The 12,963-nt window shown below is 71.3% G+C and carries 10 protein-coding genes; 2 read left to right on the plus strand and 8 right to left on the minus strand.

Features of this window, described 5'->3' with window-relative positions; all coding sequences use genetic code 11:
* Positions 1-3: 3 nt before the first annotated feature.
* From DMB42_RS10165 to DMB42_RS10175, 3 genes are read right to left on the minus strand one after another with little or no spacing between them, the layout of a single operon-like run.
* A complete protein-coding gene (locus DMB42_RS10165; protein WP_125633030.1) occupies positions 4-2,268 on the minus strand; it encodes an arylsulfatase in 2,265 nt (754 codons plus the stop codon).
* On the minus strand, positions 2,265-3,218 hold the full coding sequence (locus DMB42_RS10170) for an aldo/keto reductase (RefSeq protein ID WP_125633032.1): 954 nt from the start codon (positions 3,216-3,218) through the stop codon (positions 2,265-2,267). The genes DMB42_RS10165 and DMB42_RS10170 overlap by 4 nt, the downstream gene beginning before the upstream one ends.
* A gap of 10 nt (positions 3,219-3,228) precedes the next feature.
* A complete protein-coding gene (locus DMB42_RS10175) occupies positions 3,229-4,332 on the minus strand; it encodes a zinc-binding dehydrogenase (RefSeq protein ID WP_125633034.1) in 1,104 nt (367 codons plus the stop codon).
* An 83-nt stretch (positions 4,333-4,415) separates the two neighbouring features.
* On the opposite strand from DMB42_RS10175, the gene DMB42_RS10180 reads away from it, so the two are divergent.
* Positions 4,416-5,771, plus strand: coding sequence for an amidohydrolase (locus tag DMB42_RS10180; protein WP_260477601.1), 1,356 nt, complete (start codon positions 4,416-4,418; stop codon positions 5,769-5,771).
* 19 nt (positions 5,772-5,790) lie between these two features.
* On the opposite strand, the gene DMB42_RS10185 is transcribed toward DMB42_RS10180, so the two are convergent.
* Entirely contained in the window at positions 5,791-6,537 is a 747-nt protein-coding gene (locus DMB42_RS10185) for an SDR family NAD(P)-dependent oxidoreductase (RefSeq protein WP_125633035.1), read from the minus strand.
* Between the two features lie 115 nt (positions 6,538-6,652).
* On the opposite strand from DMB42_RS10185, the gene DMB42_RS10190 reads away from it, so the two are divergent.
* The gene (locus DMB42_RS10190) at positions 6,653-7,624 is read left to right on the plus strand and encodes an aldo/keto reductase (RefSeq protein ID WP_125633037.1); all 972 of its coding nucleotides are present in this window, start codon (positions 6,653-6,655) and stop codon (positions 7,622-7,624) included.
* A gap of 56 nt (positions 7,625-7,680) precedes the next feature.
* Here the strand turns inward: DMB42_RS10190 and DMB42_RS10195 are convergent, their stop codons facing one another.
* Genes DMB42_RS10195 through DMB42_RS10210 form a run of 4 tightly spaced genes read right to left on the minus strand, consistent with a single transcriptional unit; the run spans position 7,681 to position 12,929 of the window.
* The gene (locus tag DMB42_RS10195) at positions 7,681-8,595 is read right to left on the minus strand and encodes an ABC transporter permease (protein WP_125633039.1); all 915 of its coding nucleotides are present in this window, start codon (positions 8,593-8,595) and stop codon (positions 7,681-7,683) included.
* Positions 8,592-9,536 (minus strand): ABC transporter permease, encoded by a 945-nt coding sequence (locus DMB42_RS10200; protein ID WP_125633041.1) that lies wholly within the window; start codon positions 9,534-9,536, stop codon positions 8,592-8,594. The genes DMB42_RS10195 and DMB42_RS10200 overlap by 4 nt, the downstream gene beginning before the upstream one ends.
* 9 nt (positions 9,537-9,545) lie before the next feature.
* Entirely contained in the window at positions 9,546-11,144 is a 1,599-nt protein-coding gene (locus tag DMB42_RS10205; RefSeq protein ID WP_125633043.1) for an ABC transporter substrate-binding protein, read from the minus strand.
* 60 nt (positions 11,145-11,204) lie between these two features.
* A complete protein-coding gene (locus DMB42_RS10210) occupies positions 11,205-12,929 on the minus strand; it encodes an ABC transporter ATP-binding protein (RefSeq protein ID WP_125633045.1) in 1,725 nt (574 codons plus the stop codon).
* Positions 12,930-12,963 lie beyond the last annotated feature (34 nt).

Here is a 12,963-nt window from a genome sequence, read left to right on the forward strand (position 1 = left end):
CCGTCATTCGATCGCGCGCTGCGCCAGGTCCTCGGCCAGCGCGATGATCTCCGGGTTGTAGGGCGCCTTCTCGCCCGGGACGTACCGCACCCGGTCCAGGCCGCGGCGGTAGCGGAACACGCCCCTGCGCTCGTGCAGCTCCCAGTCCACCGGGCCGCCGTAGTCGTAGCCGACGCTGATGCCGGTGAAGGGGGCCATGCCGAGCAGTTGCGGCACCCCCTCGACGGCCAGCACCGGCTTGTCCTCCGCCAGCACCTCGATGTCCCAGCGCATCTCCGGCAGCGCGGTGAAGCGGGCCATGACCGTCACCGGGCCCTGCGCCGCCAGCGGCCCCGCCGCCCGCACCGGCACCCCGTAGGCGTTGTACGTCAGCCGCAGCTCGCCGTCCTCGACGAACAGGACATAGCCGCCGCCCTGGTCGCCGTGGGCCACGATCACGCCCTCGTCGCCGGGTTCCCGATCCAGCCACGCCTCGACGGTGAACGACCGCAGCGAGGTGAGCTTGGCCGACCGGAACCGTTCCAGCACCGGCGTGCCGGGCCGGATCGTGACCGGCTCCGACAGCGGCAGCTCGCTCGCCGGCCGGGTGTTGAGCATGCCGGGCGTGTCGGCCAGCGGGAAGACCGTGTTGAGCCAGGCCGCGGCCCGCCACTTCGCGGCCAGGTCGGCGACCCGTCCGGGCTGCTCGGCGGCCAGGTCGGTGGTCTCGGCCGGGTCGCGGGCGATGTCGTACAGCTCCCAGCCGTCGTCGGTGAACGGCGTGCCGGGCAGGTGCGGGGCGATGATCTTGTAGTCGTCCTCGAAGTAGCCGCGCTGGCCGCCACACTCCACGTACTGGGAGCGGTGCAGGCTCGGCCGGTCGCGCTCGCGCAGCAGGTGGTCGAACGGCACGCCGTCCACGTCCCCGGGACGCTCCAGCCCGGCCAGGGTGAGCAGGGTGGGGGCGACGTCGGTGACGTAGGCGTACTGGTCGCGCACGCCCGGGTCGTCGTCGCGCCTGGGCAGCCCGGCCGGCCAGGACAACACGAACGGGACGTGGATGCCGCCCGCGTAGGCGTGGCCCTTGTAGAGGCGGAACGGGGTGTTGGAGACGTTCGCCCAGCCGCGCGGGTAGTGGCCGTGGACCTGGGGGCCGCCGATGAGGCCGAGGTCGCGCGGCACGTCGGGGCACCAGTCGGCCGGCAGCCCGGCCAGGTGCACGAAGCGGCTGAAGTAGCTGCGGGTGCCCTCCGGGCCGCCCTCGCCGGTCGCGCCGTTGTCGCTGGTGAGGACGATGATCGTGTTGTCGTACTCGCCGATGCGCTTCAGGTGCTCGACCAGCCGGCCGAGGCTCTGGTCCACGGCGTCCACGGCGGCGGCGTAGACCTCCATGTGGCGGGCGTACAGCTCGGCGTGTTCCGCCCACGGCGGCAGGTCCGGGTCCGACGGTCTCGTGCCTTCGGGGAAGAGGCCGTCGCGGAGCTGGCGGGCGAACCGTTCCTCGCGGACCCGCGCCCAGCCCGCGTCGTAGCGGCCGCGGTATTTCGCGATGTCCGCCGACTTGGCCTGCACCGGCCCGTGCACGGCCTGGTGGGCGAAGTAGAGGAAGAACGGCTTGCCGGCGTCGTTGGCGCGCAGGCCGTCGATCATGCCGATGGCGCGGTCGGTGAGGGCGTCGGTCAGGTAGAAGTCGTCCGGGAAACCCTCGTCGGGGACCGGGCCGTTGTCGCTGATCAGCCGGTGGGGGTGGAACAGGGAGGTGAAGCCGTCCATGGAGCCGTAGTAGCGGTCGAAGCCGCGTTGCAGCGGCCACGAGCTCTTGTCGGCGCCGTCGTGCATCCTGGACTCCAGGGTCAGGTGCCACTTGCCGACCATGAACGTGGCATACCCGCCGGCCCGGAACGACTCGGCCAGCGTGGGCGCCTCCGGCGGGAGCTCCATCCGGTAGCCGGGATAACCCGGGTCGGCGTGGGCGACCATCGCGAACCCGGCCCGGTGCGGGTTGAGCCCGGTCATCAGGGCGGCCCTGGAGGGCGAGCAGAGCGGCGTGCTGTGGTAGTTGGTGAACCGGTAACCCGACCCGGCCAGCGCCTGCGCGTACGGGGTGTCGATCTCCGACCCGAACGGCGACAGGTCGCTGAACCCCAGGTCGTCCACCAGCACGACGACCACGTTCGGCGCCCCCGGACGCGCCCGCCGCCGCTGCGGCCACCAGGGCGTGGACTGCGAGGCCAGCTCGCGGGCCGTGCCGCCGAAGCCCTCGTAGCCCCTGCTCGGCGGCGTGCTCACGGGCCCTCCGGGTCGACGGCGTCCCGGTCGGCCCACAGCGGCTCCACCCGCGCCCGCAACTCCTCGGCGCCGACCCGCTCGACCAGTTCCACGGCCGCCAGGTTGTCGCGGAGCTGCTCCAGACTGGTCGCGCCGAACAGCGTCGTGGTGTTGGCCGGGTGGGTGAGTGTGAAGGCCACGCACACCTGCGCCGGGGTCGCGTCCAGCTCTGCGGCGAGGCGGGCCAGCTCGGCCGCCGAGTCCGCGATGCGCTCCCTGATGCCGCCGGGGTCGCGGCCGACCTGCCGGTCCACGCCCTTGCCCAGCAGCACGCCGCCCTCCAGCACGTCCGAGGACTGCAGGGTGACGCCCTGGGCGAAGATCCGGGCGAACGGCGCGCCGTCGGGGATCGAGCGCCGCGAGACGCTGTACTTGAGCTGCGCGATGGCCGGGCCCTCGACGCCCTCGCCGGCGGCGGCGTCGATCAGCGTCTGCACGTTCGTCGCCGACCAGTTGTTGACGCCCCAGCTCCTGATCAGCCCGGCCTTGGCCAGGCCGTCCAGGTCGAGGACGAGCCGGTGCAGGTCGACGCCGTCGTGCCGCAGGTCGCCGAGCACCACGAGGTCGGCGTGCTCGGCGCCCGCGCGGAACAGGGCGTTCTCCAGCTGGTCGCGCAGGCTGTGCTCCGGGTAGCCCTCCAGCCACAACTTGGAGGAGAGCAGGTAGTCCTCGCGGCGCAGGCCGGCGGCGCGCACCAGGGCCGAGAAGATCACGTCGGTGAACACCGGCGGCATGCCGGGGAAGCCGTACACGCCGACGTCGAAGAGGTCGATGCCGTGGTCCACGGCCTCGCGGATCATGGTGACCGCGTCGTGGAAGTCCATGCGGTCGTAGGTGTGCCAGGAGCCGAGCGCGAGCACGCCCGTCTCGGGCCCGTTGCGTCCGATGCGTCGGCGCGGGATGGTCTGCACGGTACGGCTCCTAGGGCAGGCGGGGATCGACGACGGCCTTGATCTGGCCGAGCCTGGACATCGACTCGACGCAGGCGCCGGCCTGCGACAGGCCGACGGGCTCGCTGAACAGCTCGTCCCACGGCATGCGGCCGGCGAACGTCTGGAAGAACTCGATCGAGCGGTGGTAGTCGGCGATATCGCCGTTGAGCGAGCCGACCACGGTCAGCTCCTTGCCCATGACCGCCCCGAGCGGTACGGGCGCGAGCTCGAACCCGGTGGACCCGACGATCACCACGGTGCCGCGCTCGGCGCCCACCGCGACGGCCTCCTCGGCCACGGTCGGCGCTCCGGCCAGGTCGAACACGTAGTCCGCGCCGCGCTCCCCGGCCAGCTCCCTGATCCGGGCTATGCGCTGGTCCTTGTCCAGGTCGGTGGAGACGGTGGCGTCGGCGCCGAACCGTACGGCGGCGGCCAGCCGGTCGTCCGGGCCGCCCACGGTGATGACGGTGCCCGCGCCGGCGATCCCGGCGACGGCCGTGGCGAAGATGCCGAGCGCGCCCGCGCCCTGCACCACCACGGTCGAGCCGGCCCTGATGCCGCCGGCCCGGTCCACGGCGCGCAGCACGGTCTTGGCCGCGCAGCCCGACATCGAGGCCCAGGTGTCCTTGACGTCGGCGGGCAGCAGCAGCTTGGCCGCGCCCGGGGTCACGTAGCAGTACTCGACCAGGCCGCCCGTGGCGTACGGGGGGCGGTCGGCGCGTTGCATGAAGCCGTACCCGCGGTTGGCGCAGGCGACCGGCTGGCGCAGGACGGCGCAGCCGTAGCAGTGGCCGCAGGTGGACTCCGACCAGCCGATGCGGTCGCCCGGCCCGATCGGGCGGCCGAGGGCGTCGGTGGTGCCCGGGCCCGCCTCCACGACCTCGCCGACCATCTCGTGGCCGAGGATCATCGGAAGCATCCCGGGGAACGTCATCTGGCCCGCCCACAGGTGCACGTCGGTGCCGCAGAGGGTGGTGCAGGTGATGCGGACCAGGGCGGCGCCGGGCTCGACCGCGTCGGGCAGCGGCACGTCCTGAAGGCTGAGCGGCTTGCCGTGCTCGGTGAGGACGGCGGCGGCGGTTGTCGTTGGCATGGTCACCTTCATGGCTTTCGACCGTTGAGTGTGGTTAATCTACACTCGTTGACAAACAATTACAGCCCCTCAGGAGGAACCCGGTGTCAGCGGACGAGTACGCGGACCTCGTGGCGGTCGGCGGCAACGTGCTCACCTTCGACGCCCGCGACGGGCGGGCGAGCGGTCTGGCGGTGCGCGCCGGCCGCCTGATGACGGTCGGCACGGACGAGGAGGTCCTGGCGTACGCCGGGCCGGGCACCCGGGTGCTCTCCCTGGCCGGCCGTACGGTCCTGCCCGGCATCAACGACTCGCACCTGCACGCGGCCTGGTTAGGAGCGGTCTGGCCGGACACGCTGATCAGCGAGAACGGCCTGTCCGCCCACGAGGGCAGGCTGCTGGCCGACGAGGAGTCCAGGCGGGCGGCCATCCTGCGCGCCGGGCAGGTCTGCGCCTCGCTCGGCATCACCAGCTACACCGAGCCGGGCCTCGGCCCCGGCGAGGACGACGGCGAGACCGGCTGCTTCTCACAGGCCGTCCTGGACACCTACGCGAAGCTGGCCGAGGAGGGTGAGCTGCGGGCCAGGGTGACCGCGCTGCGCCTGTTCGGGGTGCTCGACGGCCCCAGCACGCTGGAGGACGTGGCCGCCGGGCTCGGCGCGCTCGCCCCCCGGTCCGACCCCGCCTGGCTGAACGTGGCCGGACTCAAGATCTTCGCCGACGGCATCCCGCCCATGCGGTCGGCCTGGACCTGCCACCCCTACACCGAGGGCGGCCACGGGTCGTTGCTGGTGGCCGGGGCCGACGACGCCGGGCGCGAGCACAACCTGCGCACCATGATCCGGCTGGCGCATGAGGCGGGCCTCCAGGTGGGCGTGCACGCCACCGGCGACCGTACCGTCGAGGCGTTCCTGGACACGGTGGCCGAGCTGCCGGACGCGGCCGCCGGGCGGCACTACGTCATCCACGGCGACCTGGTGAACCCCGCGCAGATCGCCCGTATGGGCTCGCTCGGCATGGGGCTCACCACGCAGCCCGTGATCGCGGTCGCCACGGCCGACTGGGTGGCGGGGGCGCTCGGCGCGGACGCCGCGGTCGCCGCCTGGCCGCTGGCGGAGCTGCTGTCGAGCGGGGTGAGGTTCACCCTGAGCAGCGACGGGCCGGTGACCACGCCCGACTGGCGGGTGCAGGTGGCGGCCGCGTGCACGCTGCTGGGCGAACGGGCGCCGCGTCCCGGCCTGATGTACCGGCTGCTGCGCTGCTACACCACCGCACCGGCCGCGCAGGACGGCGCGGAGTCGTGGAAGGGGTCGCTGGAGATGGGCAAGGTCGCCGACTTCTGCGTCCTGGAACGCGACCCGCTGGAGGTCACGCCGGCGGAGTTGCCGCAGGTGGCGGTCGACGCGACCGTGGTGGGCGGCCGCGTCGTCCACATGCGCGAAGGCGTGGCCCTGGACTGAGCCCGCGCCGGGGTGCCGGTCAGGCCAGGAGCTGGCCGCCGTCCACCTGGAGGCTGACGCCCGTGATGTGGCGGGCGCCGTCGGAGGCGAGGAAGAGCACGGCGGGCACGATGTCGGCCACCTGGGCGATCGAGCCCAGCGGGATGCGCGACTCCCACGCCTTCCTGGCCGCGTCGTCCGTGGCGAACATCGCCGTCATGGGGGTGAGCACCGGGCCGGGGGCGACGCCGTTCACGCGGATGCCGTGGGCGGCCAGCTCGATGCCCGCCGAGCGGGTCAGGGCGTCGATGGCGGCCTTGGTGGCCTCGTAGTGGCCGAGGCCGGGTGTGGGCTGGCGGGCGCCGATGGAGGAGATGTTGACCATGCAGCCGCGTACGCCGCGCTCCACCATGTGCGCGCCGACCGCCCTGGTCATCAGGAACGTGCCGCGGAAGTTCACCCGGGCGCAGGAGTCGAAGACGTCCACGTCGAGGCCGATGAGGGGGCCGCCGCCCGCGGTGTGGCCGGCGTTGTTCACCAGCACGTCGATGGTGCCGTGCGCGGCGACGACGGCCGCGACGGCGGCCTCGACGGAGGCGGCGTCCCCGACGTCCACCTGGACGTGGTGGGCGCCGATCTCCGCGGCGGCCGCCCGCGCCCGCGCCTCGTCGAGGTCGGCGATGACGACGCGCTCGCCCGCCGCGGCGAACGCCTCCGCGACGCCGCGGCCGATGCCGCTCGCGCCGCCGGTGACGAGGACGGTCCTGGGAACGACAGGTTCGCTCATGTGGGGGTTCCTGTTCGGTGAGGGCCCTTCACAGATGGGGCTGCGGGGGGCGTTGGGGTTTATTATTATACAAGCGTAGACAAAAAAGACCTCGTCCGGCAGGGAGTGGATCGACGTGAGCGACACACAGCGGGTTCCGGTACGGCGACTCGGACCGGGCGGCACGACGACGTCCCTGTTCGGGCTGGGTTCCTGGAACACGTGGGACCGCATGGAGTTCGGCGACGCGGTGGCCCTGATCAGGGCGGCCCTGGACGCCGGCGTGACCCTCTTCGACGTCGCCCACTACAACATGGGCCCGCACGCCGAGCAGGCCCGTACGGACCTCATCTTCGGACGCGCGGTGCGCGAGGCCGGCGCGGACAGGGACGACTGGCAGCTCTGCGGCAAGTTGTGGTTGTGGGAGTACCCGCGCACGGGCTTCCGCGAGCAGCTCGAGGTGAGCTTCGAGCGCGTCGGCGTCGAGCGCGCCGAGACGGTCGTGGTCGGCGACTACATGGAGCGGCCCGACATCCGCCGGATCGTGACGGACGTCGCCGAGCAGATCGCCGCCGGCCGGTTCGCGAGCTGGGGCGTCAACAACTGGATCGCCGAGGACGTGGACCTCGCGCTGCGCTTCGCCGCCGAGGAGGGGCTGACGCCGCCGAGCTTCGCCCAGCTCAAGTACAGCATCGCGCGGCGTTCGATGGCCGAGGGCGGCTTCTACGGCAAGCACTTCGCGTCCGGGGCGCTGTCGCTGCAGGCCAGCGACATCTTCGAGGGCGGCATCCTGGCCGGCCGGAAGTTCCCCGAGCGGAAGATCGGCGCCGACCCGGGCGGCATCCGGGACGCGATCAGGGAGGCCCCCGACGCGGTGGCGCGGGTGGCGGCCGACTTCGGCGCGACGCCCGGCCAGGTCGCGATCGTGTTCTGCCTGGAGCATCCGGCGGTGGCCAACGTGCTGTTCGGGGTGAGCAGGATGGCCCAGCTGGAGGACAACCTGGGCGCGCTGCGGCTCTGGCGCGAGCGGGGACCCCAGGTGCACGCGGCGCTGGCGGACCTGTGGCTGGACCGCGAGGTCAGCGCCGACGGCGTCTGGACCCCGTGACGCGGGAGCGGGGGCGCGCGGCGGTGACCGCCGGGCGCCCCCGCGCGCGCCTGCCCTCACCGCGGCGCCGGACGGCGGGTGCGCAGCTTCTGCAGTTCGCTCATCGACCGGGCCCGCGCGTCGACGACGTTGCGCATGCTCGACCCGATGAGGTTCAGCAGCAGTACGCAGAGCATGATCGCCGCACCCGGCAACACGATCAGCCACGGCGCCTGCGTCAGGTACGACCGCCCCTCGGCGATCATGTTGCCCCACGTCGGCGTCGGCGGCGCGATGCCCAGCCCGAGGAAGCTCATCGCCCCGTCGACCAGCATCGCCGAGGCCGACAGGATCACGACCTGCACCAGCGCCAGCGGCAGCACGTTGGGCAGCACGTGCACGAACAGGATCTTCGCCGGCCGCATGCCGGACACCCGCGCCGCCCCGATGTACTGCCGGGCCGCCACACTGAGCACCCGGCTGCGGATCACCCTGGCCGTGAACGGCGTGAAGATGACCGTCAGCGCGATCAGCTCGGTCCAGATGCTGGCGCCGAGCCCGATGGCCAGCGCCATGGCCAGGATGATCGCGGGGAAGGACATCCAGGCGTCCATGATGCGCATGACGACCGCGTCCACGGTCCGGTAGAAGCCGCTGACCAGGCCGATCACCATGCCGGTGAACGCCGCGCAGAGCGTGATGAGCGCCGACAGGCCGAGCGAGGCCCGGCCGCCGGAGACCAGGCGGCTCAGCACGTCCCGGCCGTAGGAGTCGGTGCCGAGCAGGTGGTCGGCCGAGGGCGGCAGCAGCCGGTGCACCGGGTCGGTCGCGTTCGCGTCCGGCAGGAACACCGGCGCCAGGACGACGGCCAGCACGATCAGGACGAGCAGTGTGGTGGCGGTGATCAGCACCGGGTTGCGGCGCCAGGCGCGGGAGGCGGCGGAGGGCCGCCCGGCCGCCCCGACGCGCCCCGCGACGGCCTCGGTAGTCACGAAACACGCACCTTGGGGTCGAGGAGGGCATAGGACAGGTCGACGATCAGGTTGACGACCACGAACATCAGCGCGACGAACAGCGTCACGCCCTGGACCAGCGGGAAGTCCCGGGTCGAGACCGCGCCCATGAGCAGCGAGCCCAGCCCCGGGATCACGAAGATCGATTCGATGATCACGATGCCGCCGACCATCATCGCGAAGTTGCTGCCGAGCTGGGTGATCAGCGGCATCAGCGCGTTCGGCAGCACGTGCCTGAGCATGACCTGCCGTTCCGACAGCCCCTTGACCCGCGCGGTGCGCAGGTACGTGTGCGGCAGCTCGCCGAGCACGCTCTCCCGCAGGGTCAGCGTGAACAGCGCCGACTGCCCGATGACCAGGCACACCACCGGGAGCACCAGCATCGGCACCCCGGCGACCGGGTCGGTGAAGAGGTCGGTGTACCCGCTGGAGGGGAACCAGCGCAGCGACACGGCGAACACCAGCACCAGGATCAGCGCGATCCAGAAGTCGGGGATCGCCATGCCGAGCGAGGAGAGCAGGTTGAACCCGCGGGCCACGGGGTTGCGCGGCGAGACCGCGTTCCAGGAGGTGATCAGCACCGCGACGAAGAAGCTGATGACGGTGCTGATCACCGCCAGGGTCAGCGTCGGGACGAAGTGCTCGGTCACGACCCGGACCACCGGGGCGTGGTAGGTGATCGACGAGCCGAAGTCGCCGCCCGCCACGTTGCCGAGCCAGCTCAGGTACTGCTCCCACAACGAGCCGGACAGCCCCATACTCTGCCTGAGCGCCTCGACGTCGGCGGGTTTGGCCGTCGGGCCGAGGATCGCGATGGCCGGGTCGCCCGGGATCAGGCGGATGACGAAGAACATCATCGTGCCCACGATCAGCAGGATGACGACCAGGTCACGCAGTCGCCGGAGCAGGAGTCCCGCCATGTTCCCCCCTCACTTCTGGAGCCAGGAGTTCCAGAACACGCGGTAGAACGTGTCGTACCCCTTGAGCGTGGGCGAGTAGGCGGCGTACAGCTTCGACTGGCTGATCGTGATGACCGGGAACTGCTGCCACACGAACGTCTGGAGCTGGTCCATGAGCGTCTTGGCGGTCTCCGGGGAGGTCGCGGCGTTGTAGTCCTCGATCAGCTTGGCCATCTCGGGCGAGCCCGAGCCGTTGAACACCCCGAGGGTCAGCGCGGGCATCTGCGAGGGCGAGGTGAGCGCGGCGTTGAAGAACAGGGTGGTGATGTCCCAGCCGCCGGGGTCCTTGGTGATCGTGCCGAGCATCGTCGGGAAGTCGTAGGTGTCGATCTTCGTCTTGATGCCGATCTTGGAGAGCTGGTCCTGCAGCAGCACCGCCCACTGGCTGAACTGCGGGTAGCTGTTGGAGGTCAGGATGCGTACGGTGTCACCGGCGTTGACGCCGGCCTGCGCGAACAGCTCCTTGGCCTTGTTCGGGTCGTGCTGCTTGTAGACGTCGTCGCCGGCGGTGGAGTACAGGCCCTTGTTGTCCTGCGAGACCAGCGCGCCCACCTCGACGGTGAGGTCGGGGCCGCCGCCGGTGGCGGCGTTCAGCGCGGGCTTGTCCATCAGCAGGTTGAGCGCCTGCCGGGCGCGTACGTCGGAGAACTTGGAGCCCTTGTTGAAGTTGGGGATCAACACGTTCTGGTTGGCGCCGGCCAGGTTCGACACGACCACGGCGGGGTTGTTCTTGAGCGGGGTGTACTGGTCGTCGCCGGGCATGGCGTGCGTCCACTGGCCGGTCTGCAGGCCGTTGACCACGGCGTCCTGGTCGGCGACTACCTTGTAGGTGACCGTGTCGAGGTAGGCGTGCTTGGCGCCGGCCTGGCCGCCCCAGTCCTCCTCGGCGCGCGACTTGTAGCCGTCGTAACGCTCCAGTACGACCTGCTGGCCGATGTCCCAGCTCTTCAGCTTGTACGGCCCCGTCCCGACGGCCGCCTCCTTGGCGAAGCCGGTCGCGGGCACGCCCTTGAGGTTCTTGGCCTCGTAGACCTCGGCGCCGGGGCTGGCCAGCTCGTCGATCAGCGGGTAGCGCGGCTTCTTCAGCTCCAGCGTGACCGTGGTGTCGTCGGTGGCCTTGAGGCTCTTGACGTCGGCGGCGACCTGCTGGCCGGTGACGTGGCTCTTCAGCCAGCGCTCCAGGCTGGCGACCACGTCGGCGGCGGTCAGCGGGTTTCCGTCTTGGAACGTGACACCGGTGCGCAGCTTGAAGGTGTAGGTGAGCCGGTCCTCGCTCTGCTTGTAGGTGTCGACCAGCATCGGGCGGGCCGCGAAGGTCTTGTCGACCTCGAAGAGCTTCTCGTACAACATGTTGCCGATGTGGGCGGTGACCTGGCCCGGGTTGGCGACCATGTCCAGCGACTGCGGATCGGTCGGGACCGCGACCACGAGGTCGCCGCCGCGTACAGGGGTGCCGGCGTCGGCGGAGGAGGACGACGGAGTCGCGCCGCCCGCGCAACCGGAGAGCAGCAGGGCGCTCGCCGCGGCGGCGCAGATCAGCCCGGCCCTCAGGCTCTTGAGCACGTTCATGTGGGTTCTCGCTCTTGCTCTGAAAAAAGGGGGGACAGAAGAGAAGGTCGACCCGAGGGGCTATCCCACGTATGCCGACAAGTCGGGATTCGCGGCCAGAAGGCGGCGCGTGTACTCGTGCGTGGAGGAGGAGGCGATGGTTTCCGGGATGCCGACCTCGATGAGGTCGCCCTTGTACATCACGCCGACGCGGTCGGCCACCGACAGCACCAGGCTGAGGTTGTGCGTGATGAACAGGAAGCTGATGCCGTGCGAGCGGCGCAGTTGCAGGAGCAGGTTCATGACCTGGCCCTGGACCGAGACGTCCAGCGCGGAGGTGGGCTCGTCGGCGACGATGAGCCTGGGTTCGGCGGCGACCGCGCGCGCGATGGACACACGCTGGCGCATGCCGCCGGACAGTTGTGAGGGCAGCTTGCCGGCGCAGTCGGCGGGCAGGCCGACCTCGTCGATCAGCTCGGCCACACGCCGGTCGAGGCCGGCGCCGCGCAGTGGGGTCAGCTCGCGCAGCGGCTCGGCGATGATGCGGGCCACGGTGTGCCGGGGGTCGAGCGAGCTCTGCGGGTCCTGGAAGATCAACTGCGCGGTACGCCGGAAGGCGCGCTCGTCGCCGCGCAGCCCCGATGCGGTGATGCGGTGCTCGCCGAAGGTGATGCTGCCCGAGGTGGGCCGTTCCAGCGCGCTGACCATGCGGCCGAGCGTCGTCTTGCCCGAGCCTGACTCGCCGACCAGGCCGAAGAACTCGCCGGGCGCGATCTCCAGGGAGACGTCGCCGACGGCGCGTACGCTCGCCCGGCGGCCGGTGCGGTAGACCTTGGTGACGTTCTCGATGACCAGGGGCGGGGTGCCGGTGACCGGCGCGGGCTCGGCGGCGAGCACCAGCGTCTCCGTCACGGTCTCGCCGGACCCCTCGGTGGCGGCCCTGAGCTTGGCCTCCGAGATCGTCGGAAATCCCGTACGACGGCTGACGCCGAGCTGCGGCACGCATTCCAGCAGCGCCTTGGTGTACGGATGCGTAGGCTTGGTGAGGATGTCCATCTTGTCGCCGATCTCCACCAGCCTGCCCCGGTACATGACAGCGATCCGGTCGGCGATCTCGGCGGCGACGCCCATGTCGTGGGTGATGAACACGCAGGCGGTCTGATGCTCACGCTGCACCCGGCGGAACAGCGCGAGGATCTCGGCCTGCGTCGTGACGTCGAGGGCGGTGGTCGGCTCGTCGGCGATGAGGATGTCGGGGTCGGACATCAACGCCATCGCGATCATCACACGCTGCTGCATGCCGCCGGACATCTGGTGCGGATACAGCGCCATGATCCGGTCGGTGTCGCCCAGCCCCACCTCGGTCAGCAGACTCCTGGCCTTGGCCTCGGCCTCGCGGCGCAGCCTGCTGCCCCGGCGCAGTGCCTGCCGGGGCAGCGCACCCTCGGGCCGGTAGCCCTCGATGAGCTGGACGCCGACACGCTGGGCGGGGTTGAGCGAGTCCAGGGCCTCCTGGAAGATCATCCCGATCCGCGCGCCCCGGTAGGCGCGCATCTCCTCGGCGCCGAGGCGCGTGACGTCCACGCCGCCGATCTCGATCGCGCCCTCGGTGTAGGACGGCGCCACGAACTCCAGCAGGCGGATGATCGACAGTGCCGTGACGGTCTTGCCGCTGCCCGACTCCCCCACCACGCAGAGCGTCTGCCCGGAGGCGACGCCGAGGGTGAGCCGGTGGACGAGTTCCTGGGGCCCGGCGTCCTCCCGGGTGACGCCGATGGTCAGATCCGTCAGGTTGAGCAGCGACATGCGCGTGAGCTCCATTCCTGGCACCGGTACCGTG

Origin of the sequence: Nonomuraea sp. WAC 01424 (assembly GCF_003947315.1) — a bacterium.
In the GTDB taxonomy this organism is placed as follows: domain Bacteria; phylum Actinomycetota; class Actinomycetes; order Streptosporangiales; family Streptosporangiaceae; genus Nonomuraea; species Nonomuraea spiralis.